Source organism: Desulfuromonas sp. (assembly GCF_002868845.1).
GTDB lineage: Bacteria > Desulfobacterota > Desulfuromonadia > Desulfuromonadales > BM501 > BM501.
In genome coordinates this window covers 1-17,371 of sequence record NZ_PKUB01000049.1, presented here as the reverse complement: position 1 = coordinate 17,371, position 17,371 = coordinate 1, and the positions used below count along the sequence as shown (strand labels likewise).

Sequence of the window (17,371 nt, the reverse complement as noted above, 5' to 3'; positions counted from 1 at the left end):
GAGGTTCCGGAGGTCGTCTTCCGTGGCCTCGAAAGGGATGTTCCCCACATACAGATCTCTTCCCACGATGTTTCCCTTCCCGGCCTCTTCTTGGACCGGCGTTTTTCGGTTTTCAGGCTTGGCCGAGCTTTTCCGCAGGGGGGGAGCACCCCGGGCAGCCGGTATCCCGGCCGTGTTTTTCGTGCTCGGGGTAGCTGCGGCAGTGCTCCGGCTTGACATCGTTGATGCTGCAGCTGTGCCCGCCGTCCTTCGGATTCTCGATGAGCCAGGGGCACCTCTCGACGTCGTCGCCCGTCTCCGGGTCGATCCAGGCGAGGTGCAGCCGGTTGCCCGGGCCGAGGTCGAGGGTTTCGACGCGGGACAGGAGGTCGTGGCGGCCTTTGCTGTGCCAGAGTTCGAGGTCGGCATCGGAGACGCAGCCCCGGTAGGCGTCAACGAGGTTGAGGCAGCAGTGGCCGCACATCAGGCAGCGAAATTCGTCCCGGCTCAACGGATCATTTCCGGGGGGCGACTTCCCCGCCCGGCTCTTCGAGGCTGACCCGGCCGATCTTTCCTCCCCGCAGTTCACGCAGAAAGACCTCGGCGGCCCGGTGCAGGTCGATTTCGCCGCCGCCGACAAGGCATCCGCGCCGCCGGCCGATCTCCTCGAGAAGCTCGGTGGGGCTCCCCGGCATCTCCTCGAGCTTGTAGCGGCCCCTGACCAGTTCCGGATACCGCTGCACCATGTACGCCGCGGCGAAGTGGGCGACGTCGGCGTAGTCCATGGCGCTGTCCCCGATGGCGCCGCTGGTGGCCAGCCGGTAGGCGCCGGCCTGGTCATCCATGATGGGCCAGAGCAGCCCCGGGGTGTCGGAGAGGAAAATTCCGTTGCGCAGGTCGATCTGCTGCGGGCAGGTGGTGATGGCGGGCTTGTCTCCGACCCGTGCGATGCGCCTGCCCGCCAGGGTGTTGATCAGGGTCGACTTGCCGACGTTGGGAATGCCGATGACCATGGCGCGCAGGGGGCTGCCCGGCTTTCCGCGGTGGGGCGCCAGGGTTCGGCAGAGCTTGGGAATAGCCCCCGCCTCTTTGCGCTGCCTCGCCTCCAGCGGCAGGGCCCGGACCCCGGTCCGCTGCTCAAAGTGGCGGACCCAGGCCTTGGTGACGGCGGGGTCGGCGAGGTCGTTCTTGTTCAGGACCTTGATGCAGGGCTTGTCCTGGCGCAGCTTTTCCAGCAGGGGGTTGGCGCTGGCGGCGGGCAGGCGGGCGTCGAGGACCTCGATGATCACATCGAAGGTCAGAATCACCTCGGCAATCTGCCGACGCGCCTTGCTCATGTGTCCCGGGTACCATTCTATCGTCATCGGGCTTTTCATCCTTCGGGGTTGACATGCCCGCCGTCTGTCGAACGAAGGCGGGCTGATCGTTCAATTGGCCACTTTACCACATAAGCCACCTGAAAAGGGACACTTTCTGAGGGGTGGGGGAGGTTGCATGCCGATCGATTCGTCCCCCCGGGACCAGTGGACTTTGGCCTTTACACCCCCGGGGTGAAGTGATACAAATTTCCGGTCCCCGGAGCTTGGAAAGGAATCCCCCGCCCATGCAAGGCCATCGTCCCACCTATGTTGAAATCGACCTCGACGCCCTGCGCCACAACCTGCGGCAGGTGCGCCGGCAGACCGGGGAGGAACGGCAGATCCTGGCGGTGGTCAAGGCCGATGCCTACGGTCACGGAGCGGCCCGGGTGGCCCCCGCCCTCCAGGACGCCGGGGCCGCCCTGTTCGGGGTGGCCATCGCGGAGGCGGGCGTGGAGTTGCGGGGGGCGGGCGTCACCCGCCCGGTGCTGGTCCTGGGAGGTGTCTACCCGGGGCAGGAGGGCGAACTTCTCCGCCACCGGCTGACCCCCTGCCTTTTCGACCTGGAGACCGCGAAACGGATCGACCGTGCGGCTCGCTCCGCCGGTCAGGTCTGCCCCTATCACCTGAAGGTCGATACCGGCATGGGCCGGATCGGCTTCCGCCCCGAGGAACTGCCTGGGGTCCTTCCCGGGCTTGCCGGCATGAAGGGGCTGCGCATGGAGGGGCTCATCTCCCACCTGGCCCTTGCCGACGAACCGCAGAATCCCTTCACCGAAGAGCAGGCCCGTCGTTTCCGCGAGATCCTGGCGGAGGTCCGGGCCGCGGGCTTCGCCCCGCAGCACGCCCACATCAGCAACAGCGCCGCCCTCTTCACCCGGGAGATTCCAGAGTGCAACGTGGTCCGCCCCGGGATCGTCCTCTACGGGGGCCAGCCCCTGGCCTCCGGCCCGGGGCTCGACCTGCAGCCGGTGATGAGCTTCCGCAGCCGGGTCGCCCAGCTTAAAGAGGTTCCGGCGGGGACCGGCATCTCCTACGGGCACCGCTTCGTGGCCGAGAGGCCGACAGTGCTCGCCGCCATTCCCGTCGGCTATGCCGACGGCTACAGCCGCCACTTGTCCGGTTGCGGCGAGGTCCTGGTGCGGGGCCGCCGGGCAACCGTGGCCGGGACCGTCTGCATGGACTGGACCCTGGTCGACGTCACCGACATCCCCGGAGTCGGGGTCGGCGACGAGGTGACCCTTCTCGGCCGGGACAACGGCAGCCGGATCACCGCCGAAGAGTGGGCGGGCAAGACCGGGACCATCTCCTACGAGGTCTTCTGCCAGGTCAGCAAGCGTGTGCCTCGCATCTACCGCGACGGCCGCCGGTAGCAGGCTGTTGCAAAACAGCCTGTGGAGCCCAGGGAGGGGCTACCAAAAGCGATGCCTGTTTCTCAAGGCGTTGATTTTGTGAGATTCCGGAAAATTGCGATTTTCCGGAATCGTGGTTGAAAAAGTCCCGGATGGACTTTTTCAACACTCTGCCAGAAGGGCCGAGAAAAAACCGACGGGCCTGTCCCGCGCCCGCAACTTACGAGACCCGAGACAGGGGGGAGCCGCTTCCATGAACCGCGAGTCCTGCCGCCTGGCCCTCGATCTGGGCACCACGACCCTCGCCGGCCGCCTCCTCGGCGCCGGCGGCGAGGTGCTGGCCGAAGGGAAGCTGCCCAATCCCCAGGCCGCTCTCGGCGGCGATGTGGTGCGCCGCATGGAGCTCGCCCTCGACGGGGCCGGACAGCGGCTCCAGGCCCTGCTGGCCGGGGGGGTCGAGGCCCTCGTTGGCGAACTGCTGAGCCGGGCCGGGCTGCCGAAGGCATCGATCGCCGCCGCCGCGGCCGCCGGAAACCCCGCCGTCTGCCACCTGCTGCGCAACCTCCCCGTCGAGCCTCTCCTGTTTCCCCCCTACCGTCCCAATGACCCCGCCGGGTCCTTTCACGATGCGGCCCCCTGGGGTCTCGACCTGCCCGTTCCCCTCTACCTCTTTCCCCTCGTCAGCGGTTACGTCGGCGGCGACCTGGTCGCCTTCGTCTTCTCCCAGGGGCCCTGTCGGCCCGGAAGCATGTTTCTGGATGTCGGCACCAACGGGGAGATGGCCCTGTTCACCGGCGAGCGCTGGTTGTGCACCTCGGTGGCCGCCGGGCCCGCCTTCGAGGGGGGGGAGATCTCCTGCGGCATGGCCCTGGAGAATGGTGCGGTGACCGGGGTCCGGGTGCGGGGCGACGTCCTGGAGCTGAAGGTGGCCGGCGGCGTTTCGCCCCGGGGCCTGTGCGGGAGCGGCCTGGTCGAGGCCGTGGGCGCCGCCCTCGAGGGCGGGCTGATCGACAGGCGGGGCAGGATCGTCCAGCCGGACGAGGTGCCCACCAACCTGGCCCGCTACATCGCCGAGACCCCCGCGGGCCGGGTCCTGCGCCTGTACCGGGACGCCGCCACCGACCTGACCCTTTCCCAGGAGGACGTCCGCCGTTTCCAGCTGGCCAAGGGGGCGGTGCGGGCCGGGGCGTCCTGCCTGCTGCAGAAGGCGGGGGTGGAGGAGGGAGAAATCGGGCGCCTCGTGGTGACGGGAGCCTTCGGGTTTTCCCTCGGTTCCGAGGCCCTGAAAAGGGTTGCCATGCTGCCGGCAAACATGGTAGATAAAGTACGCTTCGTCCCCGGGGGAGCTCTTTCGGGTGTCGGCCGTTTCCTGGCCGATCCCGAGGGGCCGGCGAAGGTCCGGACCCTGGCCAGCGCCCTGAGACCCTACCCCCTTTCGGGAACCCCGGCCTTCGAGAAGGCTTTTTTGAAATCCCTCGACTTCTGAGAAAACCGCCCCGTGGACGGTTTTTTCTTGTTTTCGGCGCCCCCTGCGCCTATCGACTGCCCCGAACTGCAAGGATGTCCCCAGAGACGGGACGCCCATCGAACACCCAGGGAAAGGATGCCTCATGGCTGCCATCAAACGTGCTCTCATCAGTGTTTCCGACAAGACCGGCATCGCCGACTTCGCCAAGGAACTCTCCGCCTTCGGGGTCGAGATCCTCTCCACCGGCGGCACCGCCAAGCTGCTGCGTGAGGCGGGGCTGGCGGTCAAGGACGTCTCCGAGTTCACCGGCTTTCCGGAAATGCTCGACGGCCGGGTCAAGACCCTTCACCCGAAGGTCCACGGTGGTCTGCTGGGGATGCGCGACAACCCCGAGCACGTGGCCAAGATGAAAGAGCACGGCATCGAGCCGATCGACATGGTGCTGGTCAACCTCTACCCCTTCGAGGCGACGGTGGCCAAGCCCGACTGCTCCCTCGAGGACGCCATCGAGAACATCGACATCGGCGGCCCCACCATGCTGCGCTCGGCGGCCAAGAACAACCGCGACGTGACGGTAATCGTCGACCCCGCCGACTACCAGGTCGTCCTCGACGAGATGAAGGCCAGCGGCGGCAGTGTCGGCCGCGAGTCCAATTTCCGCCTCGCGGTCAAGGTCTACCAGCACACCGCCGCCTATGACGGGGCGATCTCCAACTGGCTCGGACGCAAGCTCGGCGAGGATACGGCCGACTTCCCGCCGACGGTGACCATGCAGTTCCACAAGGCCCAGGGGATGCGCTACGGCGAGAACCCCCACCAGAAGGCCGCCTTCTACGTCGAGAAGGAGGTCGCCGAGTCCTCCATCGCCACCGCGAAGCAGCTGCAGGGCAAGGAACTCTCCTACAACAACATCGGCGACACCGACGCCGCCCTGGAGTGCGTCAAGCAGTTCTCCGAGGGGCCGGCCTGCGTCATCGTCAAGCACGCCAACCCCTGCGGCGTCGCCTACGGGGCCACCCTCCTCGAGGCCTACGAGCGCGCCTTCTCCACCGACCCCGAGTCGTCCTTCGGCGGGATCATCGCCTTCAACGGCGAGCTTGACGAGGCGACAGCCAAGTCGATCTGCGATCGGCAGTTCGTCGAGGTGATTATCGCCCCGGCCGTTTCGGCCGGCGCCGTCGAGATCGTCAAGGCGAAGAAGAACGTGCGCCTCCTCGAGTGCGGCCAGTGGCCTGCCGAGCCGGGCCAGCGTCTCGACTACAAGCGGGTCAACGGCGGCCTGCTGGTGCAGGACGCAGACCTGGCCCTGACCGCCGACCTCAAGGTGGTGACCAAGCGCCAGCCGACCGCGAAGGAGATGGAGGACCTGCTCTTTACCTGGCGGGTTTCCAAGTTCGTCAAGTCCAACGCCATCGTCTACGGCAAGGACGGCATGACGGTCGGCGTGGGGGCCGGGCAGATGAGCCGGGTCAACTCGGCCCGCATCGCCGCCATCAAGGCCGAGCACGCCGGCCTCGAGGTGAATGGCTCGGCGATGGCCTCCGACGCTTTCTTCCCCTTCCGCGACGGCATCGACAACGCCGCCGCTGTCGGCGTGACCACGGTCATCCAGCCCGGCGGGTCGATCCGCGACGAAGAAGTCATCGCCGCCGCAGACGAGCACGGCATGGCGATGGTCTTCACCGGGATGCGCCACTTCCGCCACTAGGTGGTTGGAAGCGGCCTTTCGGCCAATCTCCGCGTCAGGCGGCGCGGTGGTCCTTGTGCGGCGTACGGTGTACGCCTCCGCGGCCATCGCTTGCCTTCCTTGACCTTGGCCAAAATTGCTCGCTTCTTGATCCGGCGGTGGAATAAGATAAAAACTAGTAACTACCAATTTTCTTCTCAGAGTCCTTGTGCCTCTGCGGTGAATAAAGGGAGAGAATGTCATGAAGGTTCTCGTCATCGGCGGCGGCGGGCGTGAACACGCCCTGGTCTGGAAGATCGCCCAGTCACCCCTCGTGGAGAAGGTCTACTGTGCGCCGGGCAATCCGGGCATCGCAGAGCTGGCCGAGTGCGTTGGCGTAGCGGCCGACGACATCGATGGGCTGCTCGCCCTGGCGCAGAGGGAAGGGGTCGACCTGACCGTGGTCGGTCCCGAGGTGCCGCTGACCCTGGGGGTCGTCGACCGCTTCCAGGAGGCGGGGCTGGAGATCTTCGGCCCCAACGCCAAGGCCGCTCAGCTCGAGGGGAGCAAGAGCTTCTCCAAGGATCTGATGGCCCGCTACAATATCCCCACCGCGGCCTACGGCACCTTCACCGACCACGCCGAGGCGGTCGCCTACATCCAGGACCAGGGCGCCCCGATCGTTGTCAAGGCGAACGGTTTGGCCGCCGGCAAGGGGGTTGTCGTGGCCATGACCGAGGAGCAGGCGATCCAGGCGGTGGACGAGATCATGGTCGACTCGGTGTTCGGCGCCGCCGGCAGCTCTGTGGTGATCGAGGAATTCATGGAGGGGGAGGAGGCCTCCTTCTTCGCCTTCACCGACGGCAGGAATATCCTGCCGCTCGCTTCCTCCCAGGACCACAAGAGGATATTCGACAACGACGAGGGGCCGAACACCGGCGGAATGGGCGCCTACTCTCCCGCCCCGGTCGTGACCGAGGCGCTCACCGAGGAGATCGTCGAGACGGTCGTGCGTCCCACCATCGCCGGGATGGCGCAGGACGGCTGCCCCTATGTCGGCATCCTCTACGTCGGGCTGATGATCAAGGACGGTAAGCCGCGGGTGGTGGAGTACAACGCCCGCTTCGGCGACCCCGAGGCCCAGCCGCTGCTGGCCCGCATGAAGTCGGACGTCGTCCCCGTGCTCCAGGCCTGCGCCCGGGGCGAACTGACCCAGACCTCCCTCGAATGGCACGACAAGGCGGCGGTCTGCGTGGTGATGGCATCGGGCGGTTATCCGGCCAGCGTCGACAAGGGGCACGAGATACGCGGCCTCGCCGAGGCCGCAGCCATCGACGACCTGATCGTCTTTCACGCCGGCACCGCGGAGAAGGACGGCATGATCGTCAACAGCGGCGGCCGGGTGCTCGGCGTCACCGGGCTGGGTGACACCGTGGCGTCGGCCATCGACAAGGCCTACGCAGGGGTGGAGAAGATCTGCTGGGAAGGCGTGCAGTTCCGCAAAGATATCGGCCGCAAGGCCCTCAATCGATAGAGACGCAGAAGAGAAACAAGGAGAAAGAAATGAGCGAAAAGCCAATGGTCGGCATCCTGATGGGAAGCGACAACGATTTCGATATCATGGTGGAGGCGGGCAGCGCCCTCAAGAGCTTCGGCATCCCCTTCGAGATGACCGTATCGAGCGCCCACCGCACCCCGGAACGCACCGCCAAGTACGTGCGCGAAGCCCGCGAGCGTGGCATCCGGGTACTGATCGCCGGTGCCGGCGCCGCCGCCCACCTGGCCGGAGTGATGGCCGCCGAAACCACCCTTCCGGTGATCGCCGTTCCCATCGACGCTACATCCCTCAACGGTCTCGACGCCCTGCTGGCGATGGTGCAGATGCCCGCCGGTATCCCGGTTGCCACCATGGCGGTCGGCAAGGCCGGTGCTCGCAACGCAGGCATCTTCGCCGCCCAGATCCTGGCCACCACTGACGAGGGGATGGCCGCCAAGCTCACCGAATTCAAGGCCAATATGGCCGCCGGGGTCGAAGCCAAGGACGCGGCCCTGCAGGAGCGGATGCGGCAGAAGGGCCTCTAGGCGTCTTTCCCGCCCGGAAAGTGCAATAAGGGCCGCCCCGATTTCCCTTGACAGCGGATTTTGCGCCGTATTAATGTTGATTGGATTGGTAAGCAAAAGCGGGCCCTTTTGATCCATCGTCCGCCGGGTTTGGCTGGCCCCTTCCGGAGCGGCTCGGGAGCTGCTCCATTGTCTGCTTGCTGCCGTTGCCGAACCGAGCATCCCCCCCTTCAGGAGAAGCGACCTTGAGCCCAAAAGAGCGTAACTTCAGCATGAGCGTCTGGGACTTTTTCTGTTCCCTCAAGCTCACCATCGCCATTCTTATCCTGCTGGCCGTCACGTCCATTATCGGGACGGTCATCCAGCAGAATCTGACTCCCGACAAGTACCTGCAGATGTATGGGGAGAGCACCTACCGGCTGCTCGACTCGCTGCAGTTCTTCAACATGTACCACTCCTGGTGGTTCCTGGCCCTTTTGGGGCTCTTCGCCATCAATCTCACCGCCTGTTCCATCAAGCGTTTTCCCCGGGTTTTGAAGACGGTCAAGGAGCCGGTGCTGGTCGCCGACGATACCCTGTACCGGACCTTCTCCAACATGGAGGAGCACCTGGTGGCCGAGCCGGTCGCGCAGGTCCAGGGCAGGCTTGCCGACTTTGTCGGCAAGAACTTCTCCAGCCCGATCGTCACCGAAGCGGACGGAAAGGTCCACATCTTCGCCCAAAAGCGTCCCTGGGCCCGCTTCGGGGTCTACATCACCCATCTGTCGATCCTGATCATCTTCATCGGGGCGATCATGGGCAACCTGTGGGGGTACAAGGCCTTCGTCAACGTCGTCGAGGGGACCGAGACCGACAAGGTCTGGCCCCGGGGCAGCAACGAGCCGATCGATCTCGGTTTTTCCGTTCGCTGCGACGCATTCTCCGTCTCCTACTACGAGGGGACCGGCCGCCCCAAGGAGTTCAAAAGCATACTTACCGTCAAGGAGGGCGGCGAGGTGGTGGTCGACAAGCGTCCGATCATCGTCAACGACCCTCTCTCCTACAAGGGGATCACCTTCTATCAGTCGAGCTACGGCCCTGCCGGCGACCCTCTTTTCGAGTTCCAGATCCGGGTCCGGGAGACCGGCGAGGCGGTTAACCTCAGCGCCCGGCAGGGGCAGGTGGTCGGCCTTCCGGACGGCGGGGCCTTCCGGGTACTCGCCTTCGCGCCTTCTTTCCAGAATTTCGGTCCGGCAGCCCAGTTGGAGGAAATCACCCCGGACGGAAAGACCCGGCCCGCCTTCGTCGTCCTTCAGAACCAGCCCGAGTTCGACGAGCGCCGGGGCGGCCCTTATATCTTCGGCCCCTTCGAGTACAAGCAGAAGTACTACACCGGTCTTCAGGTGGCCAAGGACCCCGGGGTGTGGGTGGTCTGGCTCGGCTGCCTGCTGATGGTGGTGGGGACCCTGGTCGCCTTCTTCCTCTCCCATCACCGTGTCTGGGTCACCATCCAGACCGTTGGAGACAAGACCGGCATCAAGATCGGCGGCTCGGCCCATCGCAACCAGCCGGCCTTCGAGATATATTTCGACGATTTTAAAAAGAAGCTCAAAGCCGAACTGACCGCTTAGGCCACCTCGACCGGTAACGGAGGATTACCCTTATGACCAGTTCCCAGTTGTTCAACTTCGTGACCATCGGCTACTTCGCGTCCATGGTCCTGTTCATCATCTTCCTGGCCACGCGCAACCGGGCGGTGGCCCTGGGCGCCAACATCCTGGCCTATGCCGGATTCGCCGCGCATACGGTCGCCATCGGCCTGCGCTGGGCGGAGTCCTACCAGGCGGGCTACGGCCACGCCCCCATGTCCAACCTGTACGAGTCGGTGACCTTCTTCGCCTGGACCATTCTTCTCATTTACCTGCTCATCGACCTCAAGTACCGCCAGCCGAGCGTCGGGGCCTTCGTCATCCCCTTCGCCTTTCTCGGCATGATCTGGGCGCAGCTGAGTCTCGACGCTTCCATCGAGCCGCTGGTCCCGGCCCTTCAGAGCAACTGGCTGACCTACCACGTGATCACCTGTTTCCTCGGCTATGCCGCCTTCGCCGTGGCCTGCGGGGTCTCCATCATGTACCTGATCAAGATCGGCAAGGAAGAGCAGCACGCCGACGACTCCCCGATCGGAGGCATTCTTGGGATCTTCCCCAGCACCCGGATCCTGGACGATATCAACTACAAGGCGATCATGATCGGGTTTCCCCTCCTCTCCCTCGGGATCATCACCGGGGCGGCGTGGGCCAACTACGCCTGGGGCACCTATTGGAGCTGGGACCCCAAGGAGACCTGGAGCCTCATCGTCTGGTTCATCTACGCTGCCTTCCTCCACGCCCGGTTCACCCGCGGCTGGGTGGGGCGCAAGGCCGCCTGGCTTTCCATCTTCGGCTTCGCCGCGACCATCTTCTGCTACCTGGGGGTCAACCTGGTTCTGTCCGGACTCCACTCCTACGGCAGCTGATCGGTTTTTTCGGAGGAAGGTTGAGCGAGGCTTGATGCATCGCAACGGGGGACGGTTCGCGGATCGTCCCCCGTTCTGTTTCCGCGCTGCCGGGAAAGGGGTTTTGGATGTCCCACGGGCCGACGCAGGACCAGGAGTGGGCCGGGCCGGATGAGACTCTCGACGAGCTGCGCTTGGGCGGCCTGAAGATCATTCAGGGGCGCAAGGGCTATCGTTTCTCTCTCGATCCGGTGCTGTTGTGCGCCTTCGCCTCGATCGGGGAGGGGGAGGCGGTGGCGGACCTGGGGACCGGCTCGGGGGTCATCCCCCTGGTGGTGGCCCGCCGGACCGGGGCGGACCGGGTCCTCGGCATCGAGATTCAACGCGTGCTCGCCGACCGCGCCCGGCGCAGTGTTCGGCTCAACGGCCTGGAGGGCCGGGTGGAGATCCTGGAGGGGGACCTGCGGGGCCTGCGGGAAGAGCTGGAGCCCCGGTCGTTCGACGTCGTTCTCGCCAACCCTCCCTTCCGCCGGAGCGGGACCGGGCGTCACGCACCGACGGCGGAGCGGGCCATGGCCCGCCACGAGCTGGCGGGGGGGCTGGAGGACTTTCTGGGGGCGGCGGCTTACCTGCTGCCGGAGGGAGGGCGCTTCTACATCGTCTTTCTGGCGGAACGCCTCGCGGAACTGCTGTCCCTGATGGGCCGGGCGCGCCTTGAGCCGAGGCGGCTGCGCTGCGTTCACCCGCGGCAGGGCGAAGAGGCACGGATGGTCCTGGTGGAGGGACGCAAAGGGGGGGGGAGCGGCCTTGTCGTGATGCCCCCCCTGGTAATCTACGGGGGGCCGGGGAGGGAGTACAGCCCCGAGGTTCTGGCCATCTACGGCGGGAAGGCCCCGGACGGGGCGCCGGGCTAGTCCCTGGATGCCTCTTCGGACTTTCTCTGCCGGGCCCTGGCGAGCTTGCGCTGGCGGGTCAGGAGGTCGCGCAGGGCATTGCGCAGTTCCGGGTCGTGCAGGGGCGCGACGGATTGATCGATATGGTCCTGTTCCTCGGCGCTGAGCCGCTCTTCGCGCCAGGGCAGGGGGGCGGGGCCGGGGGCGGAGGTCTCGGGCCGGGCGGGCTTGCCCCGTCGCAGGTAGATGTCGTGCAGGAGATTCTCCCCGAGGCGCTGGTTGAGGCGCAAGAGGAGCTGGGGCTTGAGAAGTTGCAGTTGCTGCATCCACACCGCCTGGTCGACGCGCACTTCCAGCACGCCGTCCCGGATACGCAGGGGCTGGGCCCGGGCCGCGATCTGCGGGCCGACCACCTCGTTCCAGATCTCCCAGGCGCGGTACTCCCGCAGCTTTCCTTCGAGGCCCTGGCGGCGGAGGAGGTCCTGGATCAGGGAGGCCGCGGAGACGGCCCGTTTCATGCGAGGGCGCCGCGTTTTCATCGGGCCCGCCGTCTGACCCTTCCGCCCACCAGCTGCCCCGCCACAGCGCAGGCCAGGGTGAAGGGCACGACGGACCAGCCCAGGCCCTGGACCAGGCGGAGGATGACGATGAAGGGGATGGACAGGTGGATGTAAACGAACCAGTGCAGGGAATATTTGCGGGAGCCTTCCCGCAGGAATCCCAGGGGCAGGTTGGCTGCGAAGGCGAAGAGAAGTACGATGGCGAGGTCGAGGGGTTGGGAGGGATTCAAGGCGGTCCTTTCGGCAGCGGGATGGCCACTGGGAGCACCCCGGCCAGTGACCGTCAGTTTACCCGGCCCCGGCCAGAGATGTCAACGCAAGACCGGAGTCCGCGGAAGGTTCGGGCCCATGCCCTCAAGGCATAACAAGCAATCGACGGGAGATCCCATGGACGAGTTGCAGGAACGTATCACCGAGTTGGAAATCCGCTACACCCACCAGAGCGAACTGGTCGAGGAACTCAACGCCGTGGTGACCGAATGCAACCAGCGCATCGCCTCCCTCGAGCGGGAGAACCTCCGGGTCCAGGAGATGCTCCGGTCCCTTGAGCCCGACGCCACGGAATCCCCCGATGAGTGAGACCCGGACGGCGCGCCGGGTCCTGCTCGAGGCCGCCGTTATTTTTCTTCTCGGGGTGGTGATGGGACTCTCCTTTCATCATCGCCTGGTGCTCGAGGCTTTTTCGGGGCGGGCCGCCCCTGTGGCCGGCAATCCCGTGACGCCCTCAGAGGAAGTCTTCCCCCAGCCCGTCGATCTTGAATCGGTGCGGGTCCTGGCCGAGGCCGGGGCGGTCCTGGTCGATGCCCGGGCGAGTGAGCTCTTTGCCGCCGGGCGCCCGGCCGGGGCGGTTTCCCTGCCTTTCGGGGAGGTCGAGGACCTGCTGGGTCGGTTCTCCGCCGAGGTTCCAGCCGCCACCGTCCTCATCACATACTGCAGCGGCTACGGCTGCCCCGACTCCTTTGACCTGGCCCTCCGGCTGATCGCCGCCGGCTACCGGGACGTGCGGGTTTTCGAGGGCGGTTTCCCCGAGTGGCGCGACGCCGGCCTGCCGCTGGAGGAGGGGACGCCATGAACCGCTTCAATCTCGCCCTGTCCCATTGCTGCCGCCTGCTGCTCGGCGGCCTGTTTCTCTACGCCGGCCTGCTCAAGAGCATCGACGTGAGCGCCTTCGCCGGGGACATCGCCAATTACCGCCTGCTGCCCTACTCCCTCAACTACCTGGTGGCCGCGACCCTGCCCTACGTCGAGGTCCTGGCCGGCGTGCTCCTGATCGTCAACCGCAAGGTCAGGCCCGCGGCCCTGTTGCTCGGCCTGCTGACATTGGTTTTCATGGCGGCCCTCGCCTCGGCCCTTTATCGCGGTCTCGACATCGACTGCGGCTGTTTCCGGGAGGCGGCCAAAACAACTCCGGGGACGGCCCTGCTCCGGGACGCCGGCATCCTGGCCCTGGCCGGGATCACCTATCGGCTCCGGAGCGGGGGGCACCGTTCCCCTTGAGGCCCCCGGCCGGCCGGGGGAGGGTCGATTCCCTTTCCCATCCTGTGATAAACTGCGCACTTTGTTCTCCCTCCCCTGTTTCCGGGCAGAACGGGACGACCGTCCCCCCGCATACAGGTATTCGGCAATGGAATTGTGGCAGGAGCGCCTGAAACAGAGCATCACGACTCCGGAGGAGCTGGCCGAGCGCTTCGGCATCGACCCCGTCCCCCTGGAGCCGGTGGTGCAGCGCTACCCCCTGCGCATCACGCCCCATTACGCCGGGCTGATCCAGGAGGTCGGCGATGCGATCTGGCGCCAGTGCGTCCCCGATCCCGCGGAGCTTGAGGAGGACGACCTTCCCGTCGACCCCCTCGCCGAGGAGCGCCTCTCGCCCGTGCCGACGGTCGTTCACCGCTACCCGGGGCGTGTTCTCTTGCTGGCCTCCGGCACCTGCGCCACCTACTGCCGCTTCTGCACACGCAAGCGCAAAGTCGGCTGCCCTGAGATGAAGGCGTCCTTCGGCGACCTCCTCGCGGGGATCGACTACATCGCCCGCACCCCGGGGGTGCGGGACGTCATCCTCTCCGGCGGCGAGCCCCTCCTCCTCTCCGACCTGCTCCTGAAGGAGGTGCTGGAACGGCTGCACGCCATCGACCACGTTGAGATCATCCGCATCGGCACCCGGGTTCCGGTCACCCTCCCCGAACGGGTCACCGAAGGGCTCTGCCGTCTTCTCGAACGCTTTCATCCCCTCTACATCAACACCCACTTCAATCATCCCCGGGAGATCACCCCGGAGACCGCCGAGGCCTGCGCCCGCCTCGCCGCCGCCGGCATCCCCCTGGGCAACCAGACCGTGCTGCTGCGGGGGGTCAACGACGACCCGGCGGTACTTGCGAAGCTCTTCTCCGGTCTCCTCCGCATCCGGGTGCGCCCCTACTACCTGCACCACATGGACCTCGCCGCGGGGACCGGCCACTTCCGGACGACCGTGGAGGCCGGACTCGACGCCATGCGCGCGCTGCGCGGCCCCCTCTCCGGGCTGGGGGTGCCCCACTACGTGATCGACACCCCGGGGGGACGGGGCAAGGTGCCGCTGCTGCCCGAGTACCTCGAGAGGGTCGGGGAGACAGTGATGTTGCGCACGCCGGACGGCGAGCGGATCGAGTTCCCCAATCGTCTTCCCGGGGCTTGAAACTTTTCCCATTCCGGCCCATAATCGGTAATCAACACCCCTGTTTCCGGAGACTTCCATGCCTTTTGATCCTTCCCTCTGGATCCGCCTCTCTTTTGCCGGCCTCCCCGTCTACCTGCGCCGCGACCGTCCCGAGTGGTTCGTTCCCAACGACTCCGGTGACGAGGCGCTGCAGGCCCTGGAGAAGGACCTGCCCCCGACTCCCGCTGGCGATCGCTTCCTGGCCCGCCTCCCCGACGCTCCGGCTCCGACCTACCCCGGTCGGGCGGCGCTCCTCTCCACCGACCGGTTGCCGGAGCTCTGGTTTCACCTCACGGACCGCTGCAACCTGACATGCAGCCACTGCCTCTTCGCCTCCGGCCCGGACGCCGGAGCCGAACTCGACGCCGCAGTGGTGCTGGACCTGGCCTCCGAGGCCGCCGGGCTCGGCTGTCGGCTCTTCGCCCTGACCGGCGGTGAGCCCCTTGTCCATCCCGATTTCGGCAGGATCGTGCAGGGGTTGCAGGCCCTCGAGGGAGCCCGGGTGGTGGTGCTGACCAACGGTCTGCTGTTGCGGCGGACTCTGGAGGGCCTCGAATTCGACCGCGCCAGGTTCCACCTCCAGGTCAGCGTCGACGGGTTGGCCGGCCGCCACGACCGCATCCGCGGCAAGGGCGCCTTCGCGGCCCTGGAGAGGGAGCTGGCCTGGCTGAAGGGGGAGGGGATGCCCTTTACCCTTTCCATGTGCGTGGAGCGGGAGAACCTCTCCGAGATGACCGCCGTGGTCGAGTTCGCCGCCCGGGCCGGCGCGGCCAACGTCCACTTCCTCTGGTACTTCGTCCGCGGCCGGGGCTCTGCCGAGGAGTTCGTCCCGCCCCTGGAGATCTTTCCCGTGCTGGAGCGGGCCGCCGAGCGGGCCGAGGCCCTCGGGGTGCGCATCGACAACCTGGAGACCCTGCGCACCCAGATCTTCGCCCCGGCCGGCACCTACCACGACGGCAGCAACAGCGGATGGGAGTCGGTGGCGGTCGGTCCCGACGCTCGGCTCTATCCCTCGGCGGCCCTGGTCGGAACCGATGAGCTGGCCACCGGTCTCGACGGCGGCCTGGCCCGGGCCTGGCGCACCGGAGCCGTGCTGGAAGGCATGCGCCGGGAGACCGCCGCCGATCTCGACACCCCCTGGCGCTTCCTGCTCGGCGGCGGGGACGCCGACCACAGCTGGATGAGCAGCGGCCGCTTCGTCGGCGGCGATCCCTACCTGCCCCTCTACGAAAAGCTCGCCCTGTGGCTCATCGCCCGGGAGGCCGCCCGGCAGCCCGCGGCCGGCCCGCCACGGCTGCGCCTGAAAATGGGGGATCTGCTGGAGAGTTGCGGCGCCCACGGCGCCGTGGCCCTGACCCACGCCAACTGTCTTCTCTCCCTGGCCGACGCCGACAGCCGCGCCCCGGTCAAGGCGTTCTACGCCGAGGCGGTCGGGGACAAAAAGGAGGAGATTCTCAACCCGATCTGCTACGAGGAGGGGCTGATCAGCCACATCCCGGCAGAGTACCGCTTTCGCGGTTACGGCTGCGGAAGTCCCGTCCTCGACGCGGACATCGCCCCCGGGGAGACGGTCGTCGACCTCGGTTGCGGCGGCGGGGTGGAATGCTTCATCGCCGCCCTCCAGGCCGGCCCCGAAGGCCGGGTGATCGGCGTCGACATGCTCGACCCGATGCTCGCCCTGGCCCGCGAGGGGGCCGAAGGGGTGCGGCGCAACCTCGGCTACGACAACCTCGCCTTCCGCAAGGGCTATCTCGAGGATCTCCCCCTGGAGGACGGGGCGGCGGACCTTGTCCTGTCCAACTGCGTCATGAACCTCTCGGTCGACAAGCGGCGTGCCTTCGGCGAAATATTCCGGGCCCTGCGGCCCGGCGGCCGCCTGGTGATCTCCGACGTGGTCTGCGAGAGCGAGCCCGACGCGGCGATCCGCAACGACGAGACCCTCAAGGGCGAGTGCATCGGCGGCGCCCTGACCCAGAAGGACCTGATCGGCATCCTCGAGGAGAGCGGCTTCGTCCACCTGCGCATGGTCAAGCGCTTCCCCTACCGGGTCGTGCGGGGCCACCCCTTCTTCTCCCTGACCTTCGAGGCGCGCAGGTCCCACCTTTCGGAGGTGGTGCGTGCCGTCTACCGGGGGCCCTTCGCCTCGGTCGTCACCGGGGGCGGGCAGGTCCTCTATCCCGGGGTGGTCTGCGAAATACCGCGGGCCGACGCCGAGGCCCTCGGGGAGAACCTTTTCGTCATCGACGAGGGGGGGGCGGTCACCAACCTCGATCAGGGCTCCGGCTGCGCCTGCGCCCTCCCCCCCGAGGCCGGAGAGGCTTCCCCCGCCGCCGAGAAGGGGGAGGAGAGGCACCGGGCCGGCTGCATGGTCTGCGGGGAGCCCCTCGAATACGGCACCGAGACCGAACTGGCCTGCCACTACTGCGGGGAGCGCAAGGAGGCCAGCGCGGTCTGCGAGAGGGGCCACTTCGTCTGCGACGCCTGCCACGCCGAGGACGCCCAGGCGGTCATCGAGGACGAATGCCTGCGCGCGGAGGAGACCGACCTGCTTGCCCTCTTCGCCCGGCTGCACGAACTGCCCGCCGTGCCGGTCCACGGCCCAGAGCACCACGCCCTGCTCCCCGGGGTGATCCTCTCCGTCTATCGCAACCTGGGGGGCAGCATCAGCGACGAGACGATCCGCACCGGCATCCGGCGCGGCACCCGGGTGGTCGGCGGCAGCTGCGCCTACTGGGGCACCTGCGGAGCCGCGACCGGGGTGGGCATTGCCTTCAGCCTGATTCTCGGCGCCAACCCGGTGAAGGGGGCGGAGCGGCAGGCCGTGCAGGAGGCGGTGCAGGAGGTTCTGGCCGAAATCGCCAAGGTC

At 67.0% G+C, this 17,371-nt stretch carries 17 protein-coding genes; 13 read left to right on the top strand and 4 right to left on the bottom strand.

The window, feature by feature from the left end; translation table 11 throughout:
- Positions 1–112: 112 nt before the first annotated feature.
- Together C0617_RS15435 and ylqF are read right to left on the bottom strand one after the other, a co-directional pair.
- Positions 113–490, bottom strand: a complete 378-nt coding sequence (locus C0617_RS15435; RefSeq protein ID WP_291317934.1) for a YkgJ family cysteine cluster protein — start codon at positions 488–490, stop codon at positions 113–115.
- A gap of 4 nt (positions 491–494) precedes the next feature.
- The gene (gene ylqF / locus C0617_RS15430; RefSeq protein WP_291317933.1) at positions 495–1,343 is read right to left on the bottom strand and encodes a ribosome biogenesis GTPase YlqF; all 849 of its coding nucleotides are present in this window, start codon (positions 1,341–1,343) and stop codon (positions 495–497) included.
- A gap of 239 nt (positions 1,344–1,582) precedes the next feature.
- On the opposite strand from ylqF, the gene alr reads away from it, so the two are divergent.
- The 8 genes from alr to C0617_RS15390 all read left to right on the top strand — a co-directional run bounded on the left by alr (position 1,583) and on the right by C0617_RS15390 (position 11,271).
- Positions 1,583–2,710, top strand: a complete 1,128-nt coding sequence (gene alr, locus C0617_RS15425) for an alanine racemase (protein WP_291317932.1) — start codon at positions 1,583–1,585, stop codon at positions 2,708–2,710.
- Between the two features lie 232 nt (positions 2,711–2,942).
- The gene (locus C0617_RS15420) at positions 2,943–4,175 is read left to right on the top strand and encodes an ASKHA domain-containing protein (RefSeq protein ID WP_291317931.1); all 1,233 of its coding nucleotides are present in this window, start codon (positions 2,943–2,945) and stop codon (positions 4,173–4,175) included.
- 124 nt (positions 4,176–4,299) lie between these two features.
- Positions 4,300–5,865 carry a bifunctional phosphoribosylaminoimidazolecarboxamide formyltransferase/IMP cyclohydrolase gene (gene purH, locus C0617_RS15415; RefSeq protein ID WP_291317930.1) on the top strand — a complete coding sequence of 522 codons (1,566 nt, stop codon included), beginning with the start codon at positions 4,300–4,302 and terminating at the stop codon, positions 5,863–5,865.
- 220 nt (positions 5,866–6,085) lie between these two features.
- Complete coding sequence (gene purD, locus C0617_RS15410) at positions 6,086–7,357, top strand: phosphoribosylamine--glycine ligase (protein ID WP_291317929.1); 1,272 nt, start codon at positions 6,086–6,088, stop codon at positions 7,355–7,357.
- A 29-nt stretch (positions 7,358–7,386) separates the two neighbouring features.
- Positions 7,387–7,905 carry a 5-(carboxyamino)imidazole ribonucleotide mutase gene (gene purE / locus C0617_RS15405; protein ID WP_291317928.1) on the top strand — a complete coding sequence of 173 codons (519 nt, stop codon included), beginning with the start codon at positions 7,387–7,389 and terminating at the stop codon, positions 7,903–7,905.
- 224 nt (positions 7,906–8,129) lie between these two features.
- Positions 8,130–9,494 (top strand): cytochrome c biogenesis protein ResB, encoded by a 1,365-nt coding sequence (locus C0617_RS15400; RefSeq protein WP_291317927.1) that lies wholly within the window; start codon positions 8,130–8,132, stop codon positions 9,492–9,494.
- Positions 9,495–9,526: 32 nt separating this feature from the next.
- Positions 9,527–10,378, top strand: coding sequence for a c-type cytochrome biogenesis protein CcsB (gene ccsB / locus C0617_RS15395; protein WP_291317926.1), 852 nt, complete (start codon positions 9,527–9,529; stop codon positions 10,376–10,378).
- Between the two features lie 107 nt (positions 10,379–10,485).
- Positions 10,486–11,271 carry a tRNA1(Val) (adenine(37)-N6)-methyltransferase gene (locus tag C0617_RS15390; protein WP_291317925.1) on the top strand — a complete coding sequence of 262 codons (786 nt, stop codon included), beginning with the start codon at positions 10,486–10,488 and terminating at the stop codon, positions 11,269–11,271.
- On the opposite strand, the gene C0617_RS15385 is transcribed toward C0617_RS15390, so the two are convergent.
- Together C0617_RS15385 and C0617_RS15380 are read right to left on the bottom strand one after the other, a co-directional pair.
- Positions 11,268–11,789 (bottom strand): DUF721 domain-containing protein, encoded by a 522-nt coding sequence (locus C0617_RS15385; protein ID WP_291317924.1) that lies wholly within the window; start codon positions 11,787–11,789, stop codon positions 11,268–11,270. The genes C0617_RS15390 and C0617_RS15385 overlap by 4 nt on opposite strands.
- Positions 11,786–12,040, bottom strand: coding sequence for a hypothetical protein (locus tag C0617_RS15380; protein WP_291317923.1), 255 nt, complete (start codon positions 12,038–12,040; stop codon positions 11,786–11,788). Before C0617_RS15380 ends, C0617_RS15385 begins: the two co-directional genes overlap by 4 nt.
- A gap of 157 nt (positions 12,041–12,197) precedes the next feature.
- On the opposite strand from C0617_RS15380, the gene C0617_RS15375 reads away from it, so the two are divergent.
- From C0617_RS15375 to C0617_RS15355, 5 genes are all read left to right on the top strand, one after another.
- Entirely contained in the window at positions 12,198–12,389 is a 192-nt protein-coding gene (locus tag C0617_RS15375) for a SlyX family protein (protein WP_291317922.1), read from the top strand.
- Positions 12,382–12,882 (top strand): rhodanese-like domain-containing protein, encoded by a 501-nt coding sequence (locus tag C0617_RS15370; protein WP_291317921.1) that lies wholly within the window; start codon positions 12,382–12,384, stop codon positions 12,880–12,882. The genes C0617_RS15375 and C0617_RS15370 overlap by 8 nt, the downstream gene beginning before the upstream one ends.
- Positions 12,879–13,307, top strand: a complete 429-nt coding sequence (locus C0617_RS15365; protein ID WP_291317920.1) for a MauE/DoxX family redox-associated membrane protein — start codon at positions 12,879–12,881, stop codon at positions 13,305–13,307. The genes C0617_RS15370 and C0617_RS15365 overlap by 4 nt, the downstream gene beginning before the upstream one ends.
- Before the next feature lie 127 nt (positions 13,308–13,434).
- Positions 13,435–14,484, top strand: coding sequence for a KamA family radical SAM protein (locus C0617_RS15360; RefSeq protein ID WP_291317919.1), 1,050 nt, complete (start codon positions 13,435–13,437; stop codon positions 14,482–14,484).
- Positions 14,485–14,542: 58 nt separating this feature from the next.
- Positions 14,543–17,371, top strand: a 2,829-nt coding sequence (locus C0617_RS15355; protein WP_291317918.1) for a DUF5714 domain-containing protein, incomplete at its 3' end; no start/stop codon positions are given.